Raw genomic sequence first — 18833 nt, 5'->3', positions numbered from 1 at the left:
CATTGGGGGAGTTTTCCATGAAGAAAATCTATGCCAATGCCGAAGAGGCGCTCGATGGGGTGATCTCGGATGGCATGTTGATCGCGGCGGGCGGCTTTGGTCTGTGCGGTATCCCAGAGATGCTGCTTGAGGCGATCAAAGCGTCGGGCGCGAAGGACCTGACCTTTGCTTCGAACAACGCAGGCGTTGATGATTTCGGCATCGGCATCCTGCTGCAAACCAAGCAGGTCAAGAAAATGATCAGCTCATATGTCGGTGAAAACGCGGAGTTCATGCGCCAGTATCTGAGTGGAGAGCTGGAGCTGGAATTCAATCCACAAGGCACACTGGCCGAACGCATGCGCGCCGGTGGTGCTGGCATCCCCGGGTTCTACACCAAAACAGGCGTGGGAACGGTGATCGCGGATGGCAAAGAGCACAAAGACTTCAACGGTGAGACCTATATCATGGAGGAAGGCATCTTCGCCGACCTCGCGATCGTAAAGGCGTGGAAAGCAGATGACACCGGAAATCTGGTGTTCCGCAAGACCGCCCGCAACTTCAACGTGCCCGCCGCAACATGCGGTAAGATTTGTGTGGCTGAGGTTGAAGAAATCGTTCCGCGCGGCTCGCTAGACCCTGACAGCATCCACCTGCCCGGCATCTATGTGCACCGTATCATCCAAGGCAGCCACGAAAAGCGCATCGAACAGCGCACCACCCGCAAGAAGGAGGACGCATAATGCCCTGGGACCGCAATCAGATGGCCGCACGCGCGGCAGAAGAGCTGGAAGACGGCATGTATGTGAACCTCGGCATCGGTATTCCGACGCTGGTGGCGAACTATGTGGGCGACAAGGACATCACCCTGCAGTCCGAAAACGGTATGCTGGGTATGGGCCCCTTCCCGTTTGAGGGCGAGGAAGACGCCGACCTGATAAACGCAGGCAAGCAGACGATCACCGAACTGTCCCGCACCTCATACTTCGATAGCGCGACTTCGTTCGCGATGATCCGAGGCGGTAAGATTGCCGCTGCGATCCTGGGTGCGATGGAAGTCGACGAGAAAGGCGATCTGGCCAACTGGATGATTCCCGGCAAGCTGGTCAAAGGCATGGGCGGAGCGATGGATCTGGTGGCCGGTGTAGGCCGCGTTATCGTTGTGATGGACCACACCAACAAGCATGGTGATTCGAAAGTGCTGAAGGAATGTACTTTGCCACTAACCGGACAGGGCGTTGTGGATCGGATCATCACCAATCTGGGCGTCCTCGATGTGGTCGAAGGTGGCTTGAAGATCGTTGAACTTGCCGATGGTGTCAGCGATGCGGATATGAGAGCGGCGACCCAGGCAACGATTGTCGACTGACATCGCTCCTCCAAAAAGCAAAAGGCCCGCAATGACGCGGGCTTTTTTTTAATTGGCTGCCTGAAAGACGCAGGGGTCCGATACGAACTGCGGTGCTGACGTGCACAGCGCGCTTGCGACCTGAAACGCGGCAAGGACCTTGGGCACGTAATCTCTGGTTTCAGCATAAGGTGGCACACCGCTGTGTTTATGCACGGCCCCCTCGCCTGCATTATAACCCGCGAGAACGAGGATTGGGTCGTTGTCGAATTCCTCCATCAGCCAATGAAGGTATTTGACCCCACCTTCTATGTTCTGTTCCGGTTTGAGGCTGTCTTCGACACCGAAGCGTTCGGCTGTGGCTGGCATGAGTTGCATCAACCCCTGAGCGCCGGCGGAACTAACGGCTTGTGTTTTCCCGGCCGATTCCACCGAGATTACTGCCAGCACAAGCGCAGGCGAGACATTTGTGCCCACAGTCGAGCGCAGGATGTCCACGCCGCGCGCGTCTGCGATATCCTGAAGCGTTTGAAGGCGCGGGGCCGCTACGTCGGTCGCAGACAATGCCTGAACAGCCTCTGCAAGCCTTCCTGCGCTTGCCTGTTGCAGTTCGGGTGAGATTCGGCTCCAGAAAGCCTCATAGGTCCCTACCGGCTCGGTCGTTCCTGCGATCTTCGGAGGATTCGACGGCGGAACGGGTGCAGGGGTCGTAACTTCGGGCACATCCAGCTTTGCCCCGGTGCTGGGTGCCGAAGGCGACGCCGCGTGTTGTTCTGGGGTAATTTGAATGGTCACACGCGGACGCGTGCCTGGTTTGGGGGCTTTGATACGCTTATAAACCCCGCGCGGCTCGATCTCAGTCGCGGATACCGAAATTGCACCCGTCAATAGGAATGCGACTGCACCTGCGCAAAACATTGCGTCCCGGAAATACATTTGCCTGCCTCGATTTCTTATCTTTTGAAGCATTTTGAACCCTATAACGGCCTGCAACGCCAGAAAAACAAAGCGAAATGGGGCAATTTCGCCTCATTTGCCGCTATTTTGCATCGCCCAATCCTCTATGCACGAAAAAAGGTGAAGTAATTTCTACTAATAATCAATATGTTACAAGAATTACGAATAAAATCTTAAGCATTTAGCCAAAAAATATTGGTTTGGCCCAATTCCTGCCACGCGCAAAGGTCAAACATAGACCCATGCCGAGACGATCGGGAGCGGACCGAGAGAGAATGCTCTGGAAGACGCCGAGGTTAATTGCTTATTTGATCCTTTAGGAGGGACGTAACATGATCAAGTTCATCAAGAACTTCCGCAAAGACGAAGACGGCGCCGTAACTGTAGACTGGGTCGTTCTGACCGCAGCTGTTGTTGCTCTGGCAGCCATCGCTTACAATCAGGTTAGTAGCGGTGCCAGCACACTGGCGGGCAACATCGACAGCGCGCTGTCCGGTATTACCGTTACTACGCCAAACACCAACTAATTAGCATCACACTCTGGTGTGTAATGTGGGGGCCAAGTCTTTTCGAAGACCTGGCCCCTTTTTCAAAGGTACTTTGCCCGGAATAGTATGATGTTCAGCACAATCAAGAAATTTGCGAACGACGAAAACGGCGCAGTGACGGTAGACTGGGTTGTATTGACTGCTGCAGTTGTGGGCTTTGGTGGTCTGATGTACACGCTCTTGAACGAAGGCGTCAGCGGTCTCGACGAGAAGACTGGCCAAGCTCTCGCGAACACGGAAGTCCAGAACATTAGTTTTGACTAACGCTCGCATGACGACCTTGAAAATTTGCTAATGCGAAATCAGTCGTCTTTCTTGAGCAAAGAATTAATTTCGATTGTCCCATTTTTGGACACAATTGCCCTCTAGGGTAGCCGTTGAACCATTGCGGCGATCAGAGCCGTAAAACCTACTTGAACGAAACATGACGAGGGACAAATGCGAGCTGTTTTTGGACTTGTTCTTATCATCGGGATCGCCTTGGCCGGTGGTGCTGTCTATATGGCACGCGAATATATTACCGAAAACCAGGCCAAACTTGCGCAGGAACGAAAGCTGCGTGAAGAGGCACTGGCAAATGCAAAAGCAGGCGTTGTGCCAACAGTCGGAGTTCTGGTTTCAAACCGGTCTCTCAAATATGGTGAGCGACTGAACCAAGAAGATATTCGCGTTGTCCAGTGGCCTGAAACCGCAATCCCCGAGGGTGCATTCATCGATGCTGCGGTATTGTTCCCCGATATCAAGAATAACGAACGATATGTGCTTCGGTCGATGGAAAAAGACGAAGCCATCATGGAGGTCAAAGTTACCAATCCGGGCGAAACAGCGGGCTTGAGGTCGCAGTTGCCCAAGGGCATGCGTGCCTTTGCAATCAGCGTCGATGTTGCTTCCGGCGTTTCGGGCTTCTTGCGCCCTGGTGACACAGTGGACGTCTATTGGACCGGATCGCTGCGCGGTACTACTGATGCTGGACGCGGCGAGATTACCCGACTGGTTCTGACAAATATTGAACTGGTCGCAGTTGACCAGATTGCGGGTTCAGATGTCACAGGGACCACGATTGCCCGCACTGTGACCGTAGCGGCGACCTCACAACAAATTGCGGCTTTGGCACAGGCACAAAACACCGGCCGTATGTCTCTGGCGCTAGTGGGCGCGCAGGACGATGAAGTCGCCGAAGTGGTTGAAGTAGACCAGCAATCACTATTGGGAATTCAAGAACGAGCACCCGCACCAGTAGTGGTTGAAAAGAAGGTTTGTACAATCCGAACCCGTCGTGGCGGCGAAACTGTCGAGACACCAATTCCCTGTACAAACTAACGAAAATTCAAACCGTTAACGACCCACAGACCGCGCATTTTGCGCGGTCTTTTTCATGGCGTTGTTGCGAGAAACCCACATAAGGAAAATTCCGGAAACCATTGATTATTGCAATAAATCCGGAATTGGCGCAGGGTTCAGATCATAGGGCATTAGACCCATAAAAAATCGAGTGGTGATCGGAGAGGCAGGTCACATGACAATACGTTCCTGGATCAGCGCAACCCTGCTGGGGTTGTCGCTTGTTGTGAGCCCAATCGGCGATGCCGCGTGGGCCCAAAATCTTCGCGTGGTGAAAAAGGGGACAGCTGAATCGCTGGATGTTCCTGTTAACCGCGCAATTGTGGTGGAGAGTGAACAACCCTTTGCCGATATCAGCATTGCCAACGCAGGCATTGCAGACATTTCTACTCTGTCCGACCGGACAATATATGTATTGGGTCGCGCACCCGGCATAACCACGCTGACGATGTTCGATGGCGCTGGGAATCTGATCACAAACGTGCGTGTGCGCGTTTCGCCAGATGTCTCTGAGTTCAAAGAGCGGCTGCGTCAGATTCTGCCAAATGAGCCGATCGAAGTACGGACCGCAAATGACGGTATTGTCCTATCCGGTACGGTATCAAGCAGTGCAAGACTGGCACGTGCTCTTGAACTCGCCGAGCGCTACGCGCCTGAGCGTGTATCGAACTTGATGAATGTTGGTGGCGTACAGCAAGTCATGCTGAAAGTGCGATTCGCCGAAATGAACCGTTCGGTAGCGAAGAACCTGTCGGCATCTCTGGGCTTTGGCGGTGGAGACGCGACCGGCGGCTTCAACAGCTTGAACAACCAAGCATCACTTAACAACGCGTTGGCGAATAACATCCCGTTCGTGCAAACCAATACGGGTGCTATCTTGTTTGGGTTCGGCGCAGGTTCAACGCAGGTTCGCCTTCTGTTGGAAGCACTTGAAACCAAAGGCTTAGTCCGCAGTTTGGCCGAACCGAACCTTTCGGCACTATCCGGACAAGAGGCTGAATTTTTGGCCGGTGGCGAAGTGCCGATCCCTGTTCCGCAAGGTGACGGCGTGGTTGCGATCGAGTATCGGGCCTTCGGCGTTCAGCTCTTGTTCGTTCCTCGTGTCGTGGACGGCGACCGCATCAATCTGGAAATGGGCGCATCCGTATCGTCAATCGATCAGAGTTCCGATTTCACGATCAACGGCGACAACGTCCCGAGCTTCATCTCGCGTACCACACGCACGACGATCGAGTTGAATGATGGTGAAAGCTTTGCGATTGCTGGTTTGATCCAGGATGACTTCACAGATCTGAACAGTCAGGTTCCGTGGTTGGGTGATGTGCCGGTTCTGGGCGCTCTTTTCCGCAGCGCTCAATATCAGCGCGAACAAAGCGAGCTGATCATTATTGTTACCGCACATCTGGTTTCACCTACTCGTGGTGAGGCGCTTGCCCTGCCAACTGACCGGGTCAAACCACCCAGCGAGTTCGATCTGTTCGTGAATGGCAAAGTCGCCCGGACTGAACGAGCCGGAAGCGGTGCTGCATCGGAAGTGGCCAAGCAGGACTTTGGCGCCTCCTATGGCTATGTTCTGGATTGATAGGAGGATAGGACCAATGGAAAAGTGGATCTTGACACTGGGCCTTTCGGTTGCTGTCGCTGGCTGTACTCGCGAAGCTGGGTATGAAATCGATCAGGGCACTTTCGGAAACGCGACGCTGAATAACATTCAGGTCATGAATGGCGAGTTGACGTATGGCCAGATCCTGGCTCAGAGATTCGCCGCAGAGGTTCCGACGCAGATCAACTTTGCGTTTGATAGCGCACAGCTGGATGCATCAGCGCAGAAGATTCTGCTGCAGCAAGCCGCATGGATCAAACAGTTCCCCGAAGCGCGGTTCCGTGTTTACGGTCACACCGACGCTGTAGGTTCAACTGCTTATAACAACCGTCTGGGGCAACGCCGTGCCAATGCGGCGGTGGCATTCCTGACGCGGCAAGGGATCTCGCGATCAAGACTGGAAGCGGTTGTTTCGTTTGGGAAATCCCGCCCTCTTGTGGCGACTCCGGATCGGGATCGTCGTAACCGTAGGACGGTTACCGAGGTTTCAGGATTTGTTGATAGTCACAAGAATATCCTGGATGGGAAATACGCTGAAGTTATCTACCGCGAGTATATCTCAAGCGCGGCCCCGGTCAGCTTCATCCAAATCGGTGAAGGCGAATCCGGTGAATAATAATACCTAAGAAATGGGCGGCATTGTCGCCCATTTCCCTACAATTGGTTCTTTTGCGCCCAATTCTCGCCCCACTTCCAAGCAACATTGTGAACAATAGGGTGACCTGCGGCCAAAATTGACCGCATCGGGCGACAGCAAGCTAGAACTGACCTTTCACGCGTTCATCAGGTTTGCTCAGCCCTCTCGACGAGGATTGTGTTTATGACGAGCGCGACGCCGCAAGATGAAAACGACGCCATTCTGGCCTGCACGATTAGCCGTGATGTCCAGAATTTCGATCTGTTGATCGAAGATATGGAAGCCGCGCTAGGAGAACGCTGGGGGGATCTGGGGTTTGCCGAGGCGCTCGCGTTCTTTAGCCAGCCCGAAGCTGAATCGCTTCAGTTTGTTGCCCTGGCGCTGGATGGTGATGACGAAGACAACTTGACCATGATGGGTGAAATCATCACGCGTGCCAAGGAAAAGGGCATAAAGGTTGTTTTGATCGCAGAAGATGTGACTCCGGCTTCCCTGCATCAACTATTGCGTAAGGGCGCTGATGAGTTTGTCCCCTACCCGCTTCCCGAAAACGAACTTCAGGAAGCAATTGACCGGATGAACAAGCCCGACCCGGTCACAGCACCACAAGCCGCAGCAGTGCCGCTGGCCAATGGTGCGTCGAAAGAGGGCGCGCTGTTCGTGGTCCAGGGGCTCGCAGGCGGGGTCGGCTCCACGACGATGGCCGTAAACCTTGCGTGGGAACTGGCTACAGTTTCAGCCAAAGAAACACCCAAAGTGTGCCTGATTGATCTGGATCTTCAATATGGCAGCGTTTCTACGTTTTTGGACCTTCCGCGTCACGAGGTCGTATTCGAAATGCTCTCGGACACTGATTCCATGGACGAGGAATCCTTCGGGCAAGCCCTGCAAACATTCGAAGACAAGCTGCAGGTCCTAACCGCTCCGTCCGATATGGTTCCACTGGATATTATCAACCCTGAGGATATCCAGCGGGTGATCGATACAGCACGCAGCCACTTCGACTACGTCGTGATCGACATGCCCAAAACACTGGTTCACTGGTCCGAAACGGTGCTGCAGGCGGCGCATGTCTATTTTGCTTTGATCGAACTTGATATGCGGTCGGCTCAGAACGCGTTGCGCCTGAAACGGGCTTTGCAGGCTGAAGAACTGCCTTTTAACAAGTTGCGGTTTGCCATGAACAGGGCACCGAAATTCACCGACCTCAACGGAAAAGGCCGGGTCAAACGTATGGGCGAAAGCCTGGGCATTTCGATCGACTTGCTTCTACCTGATGGTGGCAAGGCAGTCATGCAAAGCGGTGATCACGGCCTGCCATTGGCAAACTCGGCGGCCAAGAATCCGCTACGTCGCGAGATCGCCAAACTTGCTCAATCGCTTCATAGCCTAGGCAGCAGCGACGCTGAAGCCGCATAATTCAAAAGGGAGCTGCCGTGTTTTCAAGATATAAAAAACAGCCTTCGGCGCAGCCGGTTCAAACCCCGGCGCCTGAAAAAGCTGAGGCCGCAACGCCAGCCGCGGCGGCGGCCTCGACCAATGTCGTACGCAAGCCGGTGCAAAAAAAGGCGGCGGAGGTCACCGTCAACGACAAAGAGCGCAAGCGCAAAGAGCGTTTGGGTGAGATCAAGCTGGAACTGCACCGTGAACTGCTTGAAAACCTAAACCTTGCGGCGCTTGAGAAAGCAGCAGAGGCCGAGTTACGGGCTGAGATCAGTGCAATTTCAAGCGAAGTTCTGGAATCGCGCAATATTGTCTTGAACCGTGAGGACCGCACTCAGCTCAACAAGGAACTTTATGATGAAGTCACCGGCCTGGGGCCGCTGGAAACCTTGCTGCAGGACGATACGGTCAACGATATTCTGGTAAACGGCCCTCAGCAGATTTTCGTCGAGCGAGCGGGCAAACTGGAAATCAGCGACATCACTTTCAAGGATGAAAAGCACCTGATGCGGATCATCGACAAGATCGTGTCTGCTGTTGGCCGTCGTGTCGATGAATCCAACCCTTACGTTGACGCCCGTTTGGCAGACGGCTCGCGTTTCAACGCAATGGTGCCGCCGATTGCAGTTGATGGCTCGCTGGTTTCGATTCGTAAGTTCAAGAAGGACAAGCTGGGCATTGACGATCTTGTCAATTTTGGCGCCTTCACGGAAGAAATGGCCGCCTATTTGCAGGCCGCGGTTTCAACGCGCCTGAATATCATCGTTTCAGGTGGTACGGGTTCCGGTAAGACGACAACGCTCAACGCGCTGTCCAGCTTTATCGACGACGCCGAACGCATCCTAACCATCGAGGATACGGCGGAACTTCAGCTACAACAGACCCATGTGGGCCGGATGGAAAGCCGCCCGCCCAACGTGGAAGGCAAAGGTGAGGTCAGCCCGCGGGACTGTCTAAAAAACGCCCTACGTATGCGCCCCGACCGCATCATCGTGGGCGAGACGCGTGGTGCCGAGGTGATCGACATGTTGCAGGCCATGAACACAGGCCACGACGGATCAATGACCACGATCCACGCCAACTCTGCCCGTGACGGTATCTCACGTCTTGAGAACATGATCGCGATGGCTGGAATCGAAATGCCGATCAAAGCCGTCCGCAGCCAGATCTCATCGGCTGTGAACCTGATTGTTCAAGCCAGCCGTCTACAGGACGGTTCACGTCGCATGACTTCCATCACTGAGATTACTGGGATGGAAGGTGACGTGATTTCCTTACAGGAACTCTTTAAATTTCAACGCGTTGGCTTGACCCCTGATAACAAGATCATCGGCCATTTCACTGCGACAGGCGTTCGGAGCAACTTTTCAGAGCGGTTCCGCCTGTGGGGTTTCGATCTACCCGCTTCGATCTACGACCCGACCACGATGTAGGAGAACCAAGATATGCAACTGCCTGTCGAGGCGCTCATCTATGTCGTGATTTTCGTCGGGGTTTTTGCCCTGGTCGAAGGTATCTATCTTGTCGCCTTTGGAAAATCGATCAGTCTGAACAGCCGTGTCAATCGCAGGCTGGATATGATCGACAAGGGTGTCGGTCGCGAACAAGTGCTGGAACAGCTGCGCAAGGAAATGCAGCAGCATATGAAGTCGCAGAGCATCCCACTCTATTCGCTTCTGGCAGACAAAGCCCAAAAAGCCGCAATCGCCTTCTCGCCCAGACAGCTGATTATGATCATGGCGCTGGTTTCTGGTTTGGTCTTCATGGCCCTCAGCGTGGCCACGGCGACCGAAATAACACTGCGGATCGCGCTTTCGGGTGCCATCGGTATTGGTGCTGTCTATACTTGGGTCAGCAACAAGGCCAAGAAACGAATGGCTTTGATCGAAGAACAATTACCGGATGCGGTTGAACTGATGGTGCGATCGCTTCGGGTCGGCAACCCGTTTGTTTCATCGATCCAGATCGTTGCCAGCGAAGTTGAGGACCCACTTGCGACGGAATTTGGCATCATCTCGGATGAATCTGCTTATGGCCGGGAAGTGGGTGAAGCGCTTAAGGACATGGCAGAACGGCTGGATATGCAGGATTTGCGCTTCCTAGCCGTGGCGGTTTCCATTCAGCAGCAGTCCGGGGGTAACCTTGCTGATATTCTCGCCGGCCTTGCGAAAGTGATCCGGGCCCGGTTCCGCTTGTTCCGTCGGGTGAATGCGATTACCGCTGAGGCAAAATGGTCAGGAAAGTTCCTGTCCGGCTTCCCTCTTGCATGCCTCATGTTCATTCTGGTCAAGGATCCACACTATTACGATTCTGTGATGGATCATCCGTTCTTCATCCCTGCCTGCTTCTTTGTCGGCATCATGCTGACATTGAACCTGATCGTCATGAAAATCCTGACTAATATTAAGGTTTAGAGGTGCCGCCATGGAAATTCTGAGCCAGATCAATGAGCTGCTGAAAACTCATTTAGGCGAATTTGGCCCGCTGATTGTCGTTGGTATTCTGGGTTTGTTTATGATCCTGATCACCGTCCCTTTGATGCTGAATCAGCCTGAGGATCCACTTAAGAAGCTACAACGTTCAAACGCGGCGCCTAAGAAAAGTAAGAAAGAAAAGAAAGAACGCCTGAGAAACGCCAGCCGCAACGAGCAGCTTGAAAAATTTGCCAATTTCCTCGAACCCAAGGACGAGGAAGAGTATTCGGCCGTTCAGCTCAAGCTGCGCCAAGCGGGCTATCAGTCAAAAGATGCCGTCCGATTCTATCATTTTTCGCAGTTTGCGTTGGGGATTGTCGGAATTCTGATCGGTATCTCACTGGTCACGGTTTTCGCAGGTGATCAGGAGTTTGACTCTACTCAACTCCTAATTCGCGTTTTGGGGCCTGGACTGGTCGGATACTTCATACCCAAGTACTGGATCACACGACGCGTAGAGGAACGGAAGGAGGCCATCGTCAACGGTTTCCCGGACACGCTTGACCTGATGCTTGTTTGCGTCGAAGCCGGCCAATCGCTTGATCAGGCCATCGTTCGGGTCGCAGCGGAAATGAAAGCCTCCTATCCCGACATTGCGCTTGAATTTGAAGTCGTCGCCTATGAAATGAAGGCTGGTAAAGAAAAGGATACGGTCCTGCGCGATTTTGCCACTCGTTGCGGAGTTCAGGACGTTAGCGCATTTGTGACTGTTATGATCCAGTCAGCCACCTTTGGTACATCGATCGCGGAAGCTCTGCGGGTTTACGCCGACGAAATGCGCGACAAGCGCGTTATGCGCGCCGAAGAAGCCGCGAACAAGTTGCCAACCAAAATGACACTCGCCACAATGATGTTGACCGTCCCCCCCCTTCTGGTCATTCTTGTTGGCCCTTCGGCAAAAGGTATCATGGAGTTTGGAAGCCAATAACGCTCACCTTCTGCGTGATAAGGTTCTCAAGCCTTTCGGTTTGCACCTGCGTCATCTCTTTAGGGCCGCCATGGTTATTGCCATGGTGGCCTCTTGCACTGATACGCGTTCTCCGGATGATCCATTTGCGCCTGGAATTGACCCCGATGGCCCGGCTGTGGATGAAATCGCTATCGGCAATCGCCTGATGGCGGCAGGCGAATACGAGCTTGCGATGGAATCCTTCACCCGGGCGGCGCTGACAGAGGGAATGACACCCGAGATCCTGACTTCGCTCGGCACCGCCAATTTGGGCTTACGCCGGATCGGACAAGCCGAACCCCTGCTACGCCGAGCAGTGGAGGATGATCCCGATTGGCCGGTCGCCTGGAATAATCTTGGCGTATTCCTGATGGAGACGGGCGAATACGCCGAAGCAGCACAGGTTTTCCGCCGTGCTTTTGCGTTAGACAATGGCGAAAGTGACGCAATCCGTGACAATTTGCGGTTAGCACTCGCAAAAATGGAAAATCCTGCTAATAATACCCCACAAGAACAAGAATTTGAGCTGGAGCAGCGCGGCGACGGGCAATTCGTTCTGCGCAAAAACCCAGCAATAGAGGCAGAGCAGTAAAGGACGCAAAAATGCGCCATCCCTTTTTGATTCCGACGATGCTTGCGTGCGGGCTGGTTTTGACCGCTTGCGCAAAAGAAACCGAAGAAGAAAAAGTCGAACGTACATTTCAGGAAGTAAACGTTATTGACGAGACCAACCTGAATGACGTGATGCTGAATGCAGCTGATCCAAATGAAGCCGTCACTTATTTTCAGGGTGCGGCCGCCAAGAACCCGGACCGGATCGATCTTCAGCGTGGTCTTGCGATTACCCTGACCCGCGCCAAGCGCAGCACCGAGGCTTCAGCGGCATGGAAACGTGTGCTCGGGATGAAAGGTGCAAACAACGCCGACCGGGTTGAATATGCAGATGCGCTAGTGCGTAGCGGAAATTGGGATGGTGCAAAGGCAACTCTCGATAAAATCCCGCCCACCTATGAGACGTTCAAGCGCTATCGGCTTGAGGCGCTGGTGGCAGACTCCAGAAAAGACTGGAAACGCTCAGACCATTATTATGAAACCGCCGTTGGCCTGACTACGCGACCGGCGGGTGTCATGAATAACTGGGGCTACTCCAAAATGGCACGCGGGCAATATGCCGAAGCTGAACGTCTGTTCACCGAAGCCATTCAACAGGACAACGCGCTATTTACCGCGAAGAACAATCTGGTTCTGGCGCGCAGTGCACAAGGCAATTACAGCGTTCCGGTTGTCCCGATGTCACAGACCGAACGGGCGATGTTGCTGAATACGATGGCTATTTCGGCAGTTAAACAAGGCGATGTAAACCTTGCCAAGAACCTGTATCGCGAGGCAATCGCCACGCATCCCCAGCATTATGACGAAGCCGTTCGCTCGCTTCGGGCACTCGAGGACGCCTAATCCATGCACATACCAGCGGCAGCGGCGGCGTGGTTCTTACCATTTGTCCTGCCGATCTGTTTCTACGTTGCCTTCACCGATATGCGTGAGATGCGGATCAAAAACCATGCGGTCATGGCACTGTTGGTGGTTTATCTCGTTGTCGGCCTTTTCGTTTTGCCACCGTGGTCGGGCGAATGGCTACCCGGCACGTTTGGTCCGGTCACTGTTAAGCTGCCTCTATACGCCTGGCAGCTGCTTCACATAGTCGTTGTACTGATCGTCGGCATCATATTGAATGCGGCTGGAATTATGGGAGCTGGCGACGCCAAATTCTGCGCTGCCGCCGCTGCTTTTATCTGGGCCAGTGATTTCATGTGGGTTTTCATAATTCTGTCTGCCACGCTGCTTGGGGCTTTTTGCTCCCACCGGTTAGCGAAACACACCCGACTGCGCCAGATCGCTCCGCATTGGGACAGTTGGGATCGCGGTAAACAGTTTCCAATGGGTCTGACGCTTGCAGGTAGCCTCGTGGCTTACCTGATTTTGGGCATAATCCACGGTTCGTGAACAATCATGACCGCGCCTTGCCCGCGCCTTGGTCCTGCCACAAAGACGCGTCAAATTTTCCCTAAACGGCCCTGCATGGGGCCTTTGGTGTGATAATTGACAGACGAGTCCCGCTTATGAACATGCAGACGTCCTCCGTTATGGCCCCCCCTGCCCCTAAGGGGTTGGCTGAAATGCAGCTTCCGCTGGTGATGATGCGTGACATTCTGCTGAAAACGATCTTTCGCAAGAACGTGGATACGGTAAGCGAGGTTGCCGCGGCGGTATGCCTGCCCGGCTCGGTGACGCAGGAACTGATCGATATCGCACGGGAACAGAAACTGATGGAGGCGACAGGCACACTGAACGCCAACTCGGGCAACGAGATGGGGTATCAGTTAACCGATGCAGGAAAGGCCCGTGCCTTAGACGCGCTTAGCCAATCGGAGTATTTTGGCGCGATGCCGGTGCCACTGGACGTCTATCGCGAACAGGTCAAGCGTCAGTCGATCCGCAACATTCAGGTCACCCGTGATCAATTGACTGGTGCTATGGGTCATCTGGTTCTACCCGACAGCCTGCTGGATCACTTGGGCCCTGCTGTCAGCGCCGGTCGCTCGATCCTGATGTATGGCCCTCCGGGCAATGGTAAGTCCTCAATCTCGAACGGAATTCGGGACGCGCTGGGTGACAATGTCTATGTCCCGCGCGCCATCGAATATTCGGGGCAGGTGATCACCGTATACGATCCGATTGTTCACACCGCGATTGAACAGGAAGAGGACGATCCCAACAGTTTGCGCCGCCGGAAACGGTTCGATACGCGTTATGTGCAATGCGAGCGCCCGACCGTGGTTACCGGCGGTGAACTGTCGCTGAGCATGTTGGACCTCGTTTACAACCCCACTGCCCGGACCTATCAGGCACCGCTGCAATTGAAATCGACCGGAGGCATTTTCATCGTGGACGACCTTGGGCGTCAGGCCGAACCCCCTCAGGCCCTGATCAACCGCTGGATCGTTCCGCTGGAAGAAAGCAAGGATATCCTCGGCCTGCAATCTGGTGAGAAGTTCGAAGTACCCTTCGATACTCTGGTCATCTTTTCAACCAACTTCCATCCGAATGAAATCTTTGACCAAGCCGCTCTGCGCCGGATCTTCTTCAAGATCAAGATTGATGGTCCGAACCAAGAGAACTTCCTCAAGATCTTTGCGATGGTCGCCCGCAAACGCGGGATGCCTCTGGACGAAGCCGCTCTGGTACATTTGCTGAAGGTCAAATACCCGACGATCCAGAACATCTACGCGAATTATCAACCGATCTTCCTGATCGATCAGATGATCTCGATCTGCGAATTCGAAGGCATCCCCTATCAGATGAGCCCCGATTTGATCGACCGTGCCTGGGCGAACATGTTCGTCAAGGAAGAAAAGATCGTTCACTAACCCCCTGTCCTTCTGAACCCGGGCGGTTAATCTGCGGCCATGACGCAGATTCCCGCCCGGATTAGCGATTGGTTTGCAGCCAAAGGCTGGTCGATCCACCCGCATCAACAAGACATGTTCGACCAGGCACAGGAGCCGGCGACGCTTTTGATTGCCCCGACAGGCGGGGGCAAGACGATGGCCGGTTTCTTGCCGTCCCTGTCCGAACTGGCCGACGGCGCGCATGATGGGCTGCATACGATCTATGTCTCACCACTCAAGGCGCTGGCCGCTGATATCCGTCGCAATCTGCGTGCCCCGGTGGAAGAGATCGGCTTGCCTATACGGATCGAAGACCGCACTGGCGATACGTCGGCCACGCAAAAGAAACGCCAGCGTGTTGATCCTCCACATATCCTACTGACCACACCAGAAAGCTTGGCGTTACTCACCTCCTACGAAGACGCGCCGCGTATGTTTGCGGGAGTCCAGCGCATCATCGTTGATGAGATTCACGCTTTGGCGGAAAGCAAACGGGGCGATCAATTGATGCTTGCACTGGCACAGTTGCAAGCGCTCTGCCCCGATTTGCGCCGTGTCGGCCTGTCTGCGACTGTGGAAGACCCAGAAGGCATTGCGCAGTTTCTGGCCCGGCATCCTGATCCTTGCAGAATAATTCAGGCCGATCCCGGCCCAGATCCCGATATCGCGATGCTTGAAACCAAAGAAATGCCCCCCTGGTCTGGTGGAGGCGCCGCCTATGCCATTCCGGCGGTGCTGGAGCAGGTTCGGCAGCATAGAACAACACTGATCTTCCACAACACGCGCGCTCAGGCCGAAATATTCTTTCATAATCTCTGGCTGGCAAATGATGAAAGTCTGCCAATCGGTATCCATCACGGCAGTCTGGACCGGCAGCAACGCGAAAGGGTTGAGGCCGCAATGGTATGCGGTGATCTGCGGGCCATCGTCTGCACGGGCAGCCTCGATCTGGGAATCGATTGGGGGGATGTGGATCTGGTGATCCAAATTGGCGCGCCAAAGAACGTCAAACGGCTGGTGCAGCGGATCGGACGGGCAAACCATCGTTATAATGCCCCATCGAAGGCGTTGCTGGTCCCTGCCAACCGGTTTGAAGTGGTCGAATGTGTGGCTGCTCTGCAGGCGGTGCAGGAACATGACCTCGATGGTGATCCTCGTGGTGCGGGCCCTCGGGATGTGCTCTGCCAGCATATCCTGATCGCCGCTGCAGCGGGACCGTTCGAGGCCGATGTGCTCTACACCGCGCTGACTTCGGCGGGGCCCTATGCCGACCTCCACCGATCCGAATTTCATGCCTGCCTGGATTTCTGCGCCACCGGCGGGTACGCCCTGCGCGCCTATGACCGCTGGCAGCGGTTGCAGCAGCGATCAGATGGGCGCTGGCAATTGCGTGATCCACGAGCAGCGCAGCGTATCCGGATGAATCTGGGCACAATTCAGGACACTGACACGCTGAAGGTACGGTTGAAACGAAATCGCGGTGGCAAGCCACTTGGCGAGGTGGAAGAAGGGTTTGCTGCCTCGCTCACCCCCGGTGACACATTTCTGATCGGCGGTCAGATCGTCCGTTATGAAGGGCTGCGTGAAATGGTGGTTGAGGTCAGCCGCCGTGCCGACAAGAAACCCAAAATCGCAACCTTCTCTGGCACAAAATTCGCCACATCTACGCAGCTTAGCGACCGCATCCTGCGTATGTTCGCGCAAAGCGACTGGGCACACTTGCCCGCCCACACCGCCGATTGGCTGGCGTTGCAACGCGACGTCTCGCGCCTACCGCAGCGCGATCGACTATTGATCGAAAGCTTCCCCGACAATGGACGTGAACATATCTGTGTCTATGGCTTTGCAGGCCGAAATGCGCAGCAGACCCTGGGCTTGTTACTAACCAAACGTATGGAAGAGACCGGCCTTGCCCCACTGGGCTTTGTCGCTACCGACTATGCCACCTTGATCTGGGGCCTGGATGCGGTAACCGATCCACGCCCATTGTTTCAAATTGATGCGCTGCGCGAAGGGCTGGAAACGTGGTTGGCAGGCAACGCCGTGATGAAACGGACGTTTCGCGCCTCGGCCACAATCGCAGGTCTAATCGAGCGCAATACCGGCGGGCAGCGAAAAAGCGGGCGGCAGGCGACGTTTTCGTCAGATATCTTGTATGACACTCTGCTGAAATACGACCCCGACCATCTTTTGATGCAGATCACCCGCGAAGAAGCCATGCGCGGATTGGTTGATTTCGGTCGGATCGAAGCGATGGTCGGGCGGATCAATGGCCGCATCGATCTTCTGCGGCTGGATCGCGTTTCTCCATTGGCTGCGCCGCTCTTTCTGGAAATGGGAAAAGTGCCAGTCAAAGGTGAGGCAGAAGAACGTCTTCTGGCCGAAGAGAGTGCCCGCTTGCTGCAAGCTGCAGGCATACAATCACCGTGAATCCTCTTGCGCCGTCCGTCGAAACAGGCAAAGAACGGACCATGAACAATGTCGAGTTTTCCTTTGCGGGTCACCAACTGCGCGCACTAGGTTCCGGGGCGCTTTGGTGGCCCGATCAACGCCTGCTTTGCGTATCTGATCTGCATCTGGGCAAGTCGGAACGCATCGCTCGAAGGGGCGGTTCTTCGCTCCCCCCTTATGATACACGCGAGACTTTGACACGGCTGGAATGTGACTTGTCACATACAAAGGCCACGTCAGTAATTTGTCTGGGAGACAGCTTTGACGACTTGGACGCGTTAACTGCATTGACAACTGAGGACAGGCTTCGGATTGCAACGTTGCAAGCAGGTCGGAACTGGATCTGGATCGAAGGCAATCATGACCCCGGTCCGGTTGAAATTGGTGGTACGCATCTATCCGAATGGATTTGCAGCGGCCTCACTTTTCGCCATATAACCCAACCAGATGCAATGGCTGAGATTTCCGGCCACTATCATCCCAAGGCAAGTTTGAATATTCGGGGACGCTCGATCTCTCGGCCTGCGTTCCTTTTGGATCATGCCCGACTAATCCTGCCCGCCTATGGGACCTATACCGGCGGGTTGCGCAGCACAGACCAAACACTGACAAGGATCATGGCCTCCGATGCCCGGGCAATCTTGACGGGGAATCAGCCCCAGAAAATTCCAATGCCGCGATGATCCTTATAACAGCCCGTCATCCACAAGATGCTGCTTGTATTTTCGGCTGACAGGTACGTGGTCGCCGTTCCTTAAACGCAGGTACGTTTTCCCCGCCTCTTTCTTGACCCCAACAATTGTGGAATCTACCACCCAATGTGATCGATGTGTGCAATGCCCAGGAACCGGCTCCATCTCAGCTATCGCATCGGTAAATCGCGAGCGGATGGTAAATGTCCCTTCTGAAGTCACGACATCGACGCTGTGATCACGCACGGTCAGTCGGTAGATCTCCCCCTCGAAACCAGTTGGCAATCGATGGTAGAGCCGTGGTCGAGGTGCTTCCACTGCTTCATCTGGATCGCCCCATTGACGAACAAGTAATAGCCCCGTTGCAAACAGAAGCCCATAAGGGACGACCTTCAACAAGTCTGGAGCCATCCGTCCATTCAATGAGAACAGAATCCACGTCAGAAACCACAAAGAGGGGGCAAACAACAACAGGATCAACGCAGCAAAAGCAAAATCCCGGAACAACGATCCCGATAAACTCAGTTTTGTGCGCACAAGTTGCCCCGCAGCCCATGTTGCAACCAGCGCCAGTAGCATTACACCAGTCCAGAACAACAACCGCTGTGAATATGACAGTGTCATGTCTCGAAAGGGTGCGAACGAATAGGCAAGCAATGGAACAAAAACTAGGCCGGCCACTACACGTTGAAGACTGCAAAACGAGATGATCGGACTTAGTTTGGACTTCATACCAAGCAACACACCTTCTTAGCCTGCACCAAAAACATCAAACGGAAGGTAGTCTAACCTCACAACCACTTGGATTAGAAGGCTTATCACGGGTTAACGCTGGGTCAAGTTAACAAATCCCCATACCTATTAATAATTCCTGGAGAACAAAAAACCGGAGAGCGCGCAGGCTCTCCGGCTAATCAGATCATACCCAAATAGGTCTTTGTGTCGGGTATTATGCTGTCAGG

The 18833-nt window shown here is 54.3% G+C and carries 19 protein-coding genes; 17 read left to right on the top strand and 2 right to left on the bottom strand.

Translation table 11 applies throughout. The annotated features are described in order from the left end of the window. The first annotated feature begins 17 nt into the window (after positions 1 to 17). Together G7G_RS0111965 and G7G_RS0111960 are read left to right on the top strand one after the other, a co-directional pair. Positions 18 to 722, top strand: a complete 705-nt coding sequence (locus G7G_RS0111965; protein ID WP_010441665.1) for a CoA transferase subunit A — start codon at positions 18 to 20, stop codon at positions 720 to 722. Further along, positions 722 to 1348, top strand: coding sequence for a 3-oxoacid CoA-transferase subunit B (locus tag G7G_RS0111960; RefSeq protein ID WP_010441664.1), 627 nt, complete (start codon positions 722 to 724; stop codon positions 1346 to 1348). Before G7G_RS0111965 ends, G7G_RS0111960 begins: the two co-directional genes overlap by 1 nt. Before the next feature lie 48 nt (positions 1349 to 1396). Here the strand turns inward: G7G_RS0111960 and G7G_RS0111955 are convergent, their stop codons facing one another. Next, entirely contained in the window at positions 1397 to 2263 is an 867-nt protein-coding gene (locus tag G7G_RS0111955) for a lytic transglycosylase domain-containing protein (protein WP_010441663.1), read from the bottom strand. A 353-nt stretch (positions 2264 to 2616) separates the two neighbouring features. On the opposite strand from G7G_RS0111955, the gene G7G_RS0111945 reads away from it, so the two are divergent. The 15 genes from G7G_RS0111945 to pdeM all read left to right on the top strand — a co-directional run bounded on the left by G7G_RS0111945 (position 2617) and on the right by pdeM (position 17862). Beyond that, complete coding sequence (locus tag G7G_RS0111945; protein WP_010441661.1) at positions 2617 to 2811, top strand: hypothetical protein; 195 nt, start codon at positions 2617 to 2619, stop codon at positions 2809 to 2811. A gap of 90 nt (positions 2812 to 2901) precedes the next feature. Next, the gene (locus tag G7G_RS0111940; RefSeq protein ID WP_010441660.1) at positions 2902 to 3096 is read left to right on the top strand and encodes a hypothetical protein; all 195 of its coding nucleotides are present in this window, start codon (positions 2902 to 2904) and stop codon (positions 3094 to 3096) included. 174 nt (positions 3097 to 3270) lie between these two features. Beyond that, the gene (cpaB, locus tag G7G_RS0111935) at positions 3271 to 4152 is read left to right on the top strand and encodes a Flp pilus assembly protein CpaB (RefSeq protein WP_010441659.1); all 882 of its coding nucleotides are present in this window, start codon (positions 3271 to 3273) and stop codon (positions 4150 to 4152) included. A gap of 196 nt (positions 4153 to 4348) precedes the next feature. Further along, complete coding sequence (locus G7G_RS0111930; RefSeq protein WP_010441658.1) at positions 4349 to 5755, top strand: type II and III secretion system protein family protein; 1407 nt, start codon at positions 4349 to 4351, stop codon at positions 5753 to 5755. A gap of 16 nt (positions 5756 to 5771) precedes the next feature. After that, entirely contained in the window at positions 5772 to 6392 is a 621-nt protein-coding gene (locus G7G_RS0111925) for an OmpA family protein (protein ID WP_010441657.1), read from the top strand. 204 nt (positions 6393 to 6596) lie between these two features. After that, entirely contained in the window at positions 6597 to 7832 is a 1236-nt protein-coding gene (locus G7G_RS0111920) for a CpaE/TadZ family protein (RefSeq protein WP_010441656.1), read from the top strand. 17 nt (positions 7833 to 7849) lie between these two features. Then, complete coding sequence (locus tag G7G_RS0111915) at positions 7850 to 9289, top strand: TadA family conjugal transfer-associated ATPase (protein ID WP_010441655.1); 1440 nt, start codon at positions 7850 to 7852, stop codon at positions 9287 to 9289. A 12-nt stretch (positions 9290 to 9301) separates the two neighbouring features. Beyond that, entirely contained in the window at positions 9302 to 10270 is a 969-nt protein-coding gene (locus tag G7G_RS0111910; protein ID WP_010441654.1) for a type II secretion system F family protein, read from the top strand. A gap of 10 nt (positions 10271 to 10280) precedes the next feature. Beyond that, entirely contained in the window at positions 10281 to 11258 is a 978-nt protein-coding gene (locus G7G_RS0111905; RefSeq protein ID WP_010441653.1) for a type II secretion system F family protein, read from the top strand. Positions 11259 to 11328: 70 nt separating this feature from the next. Continuing rightward, entirely contained in the window at positions 11329 to 11871 is a 543-nt protein-coding gene (locus tag G7G_RS0111900; protein ID WP_010441652.1) for a tetratricopeptide repeat protein, read from the top strand. An 11-nt stretch (positions 11872 to 11882) separates the two neighbouring features. Further along, on the top strand, positions 11883 to 12734 hold the full coding sequence (locus tag G7G_RS0111895; RefSeq protein ID WP_010441651.1) for a tetratricopeptide repeat protein: 852 nt from the start codon (positions 11883 to 11885) through the stop codon (positions 12732 to 12734). Between the two features lie 3 nt (positions 12735 to 12737). After that, a complete protein-coding gene (locus tag G7G_RS0111890) occupies positions 12738 to 13283 on the top strand; it encodes a prepilin peptidase (RefSeq protein ID WP_010441650.1) in 546 nt (181 codons plus the stop codon). Between the two features lie 116 nt (positions 13284 to 13399). Then, positions 13400 to 14707: an ATP-binding protein gene (locus tag G7G_RS0111885; RefSeq protein WP_010441649.1), complete on the top strand. Its 1308-nt coding sequence runs from the start codon at positions 13400 to 13402 to the stop codon at positions 14705 to 14707. 39 nt (positions 14708 to 14746) lie between these two features. Further along, on the top strand, positions 14747 to 17158 hold the full coding sequence (locus tag G7G_RS0111880; RefSeq protein WP_010441648.1) for a ligase-associated DNA damage response DEXH box helicase: 2412 nt from the start codon (positions 14747 to 14749) through the stop codon (positions 17156 to 17158). Positions 17159 to 17199: 41 nt separating this feature from the next. Beyond that, positions 17200 to 17862, top strand: coding sequence for a ligase-associated DNA damage response endonuclease PdeM (pdeM, locus tag G7G_RS0111875; RefSeq protein WP_029621960.1), 663 nt, complete (start codon positions 17200 to 17202; stop codon positions 17860 to 17862). Positions 17863 to 17865: 3 nt separating this feature from the next. On the opposite strand, the gene G7G_RS0111870 is transcribed toward pdeM, so the two are convergent. After that, positions 17866 to 18450, bottom strand: coding sequence for a LytTR family DNA-binding domain-containing protein (locus G7G_RS0111870; RefSeq protein WP_238528792.1), 585 nt, complete (start codon positions 18448 to 18450; stop codon positions 17866 to 17868). Positions 18451 to 18833: the final 383 nt, after the last annotated feature.

It is taken from the genome of Ruegeria conchae (assembly GCF_000192475.1).
Classification (GTDB): Bacteria; Pseudomonadota; Alphaproteobacteria; order Rhodobacterales; family Rhodobacteraceae; genus Ruegeria; species Ruegeria conchae.
Note: the sequence above shows the minus strand (reverse complement) of the source record. Positions and strands in the feature narration are given on the sequence as shown.

Coding starts and splice junctions, on each gene's coding strand:
- G7G_RS0111965 (WP_010441665.1), top strand. CDS start 18: ATGAAGAAAATCTATGCCAATGCCGAAGAGGCGCTCGATGGGGTGATC.
- G7G_RS0111960 (WP_010441664.1), top strand. CDS start 722: ATGCCCTGGGACCGCAATCAGATGGCCGCACGCGCGGCAGAAGAGCTG.
- G7G_RS0111955 (WP_010441663.1), bottom strand. CDS start 2,263: ATGTATTTCCGGGACGCAATGTTTTGCGCAGGTGCAGTCGCATTCCTA.
- G7G_RS0111945 (WP_010441661.1), top strand. CDS start 2,617: ATGATCAAGTTCATCAAGAACTTCCGCAAAGACGAAGACGGCGCCGTA.
- G7G_RS0111940 (WP_010441660.1), top strand. CDS start 2,902: ATGTTCAGCACAATCAAGAAATTTGCGAACGACGAAAACGGCGCAGTG.
- cpaB (WP_010441659.1), top strand. CDS start 3,271: ATGCGAGCTGTTTTTGGACTTGTTCTTATCATCGGGATCGCCTTGGCC.
- G7G_RS0111930 (WP_010441658.1), top strand. CDS start 4,349: ATGACAATACGTTCCTGGATCAGCGCAACCCTGCTGGGGTTGTCGCTT.
- G7G_RS0111925 (WP_010441657.1), top strand. CDS start 5,772: ATGGAAAAGTGGATCTTGACACTGGGCCTTTCGGTTGCTGTCGCTGGC.
- G7G_RS0111920 (WP_010441656.1), top strand. CDS start 6,597: ATGACGAGCGCGACGCCGCAAGATGAAAACGACGCCATTCTGGCCTGC.
- G7G_RS0111910 (WP_010441654.1), top strand. CDS start 9,302: ATGCAACTGCCTGTCGAGGCGCTCATCTATGTCGTGATTTTCGTCGGG.
- G7G_RS0111905 (WP_010441653.1), top strand. CDS start 10,281: ATGGAAATTCTGAGCCAGATCAATGAGCTGCTGAAAACTCATTTAGGC.
- G7G_RS0111900 (WP_010441652.1), top strand. CDS start 11,329: ATGGTTATTGCCATGGTGGCCTCTTGCACTGATACGCGTTCTCCGGAT.
- G7G_RS0111895 (WP_010441651.1), top strand. CDS start 11,883: ATGCGCCATCCCTTTTTGATTCCGACGATGCTTGCGTGCGGGCTGGTT.
- G7G_RS0111890 (WP_010441650.1), top strand. CDS start 12,738: ATGCACATACCAGCGGCAGCGGCGGCGTGGTTCTTACCATTTGTCCTG.
- G7G_RS0111885 (WP_010441649.1), top strand. CDS start 13,400: ATGAACATGCAGACGTCCTCCGTTATGGCCCCCCCTGCCCCTAAGGGG.
- G7G_RS0111880 (WP_010441648.1), top strand. CDS start 14,747: ATGACGCAGATTCCCGCCCGGATTAGCGATTGGTTTGCAGCCAAAGGC.
- pdeM (WP_029621960.1), top strand. CDS start 17,200: ATGAACAATGTCGAGTTTTCCTTTGCGGGTCACCAACTGCGCGCACTA.
- G7G_RS0111870 (WP_238528792.1), bottom strand. CDS start 18,450: ATGCTACTGGCGCTGGTTGCAACATGGGCTGCGGGGCAACTTGTGCGC.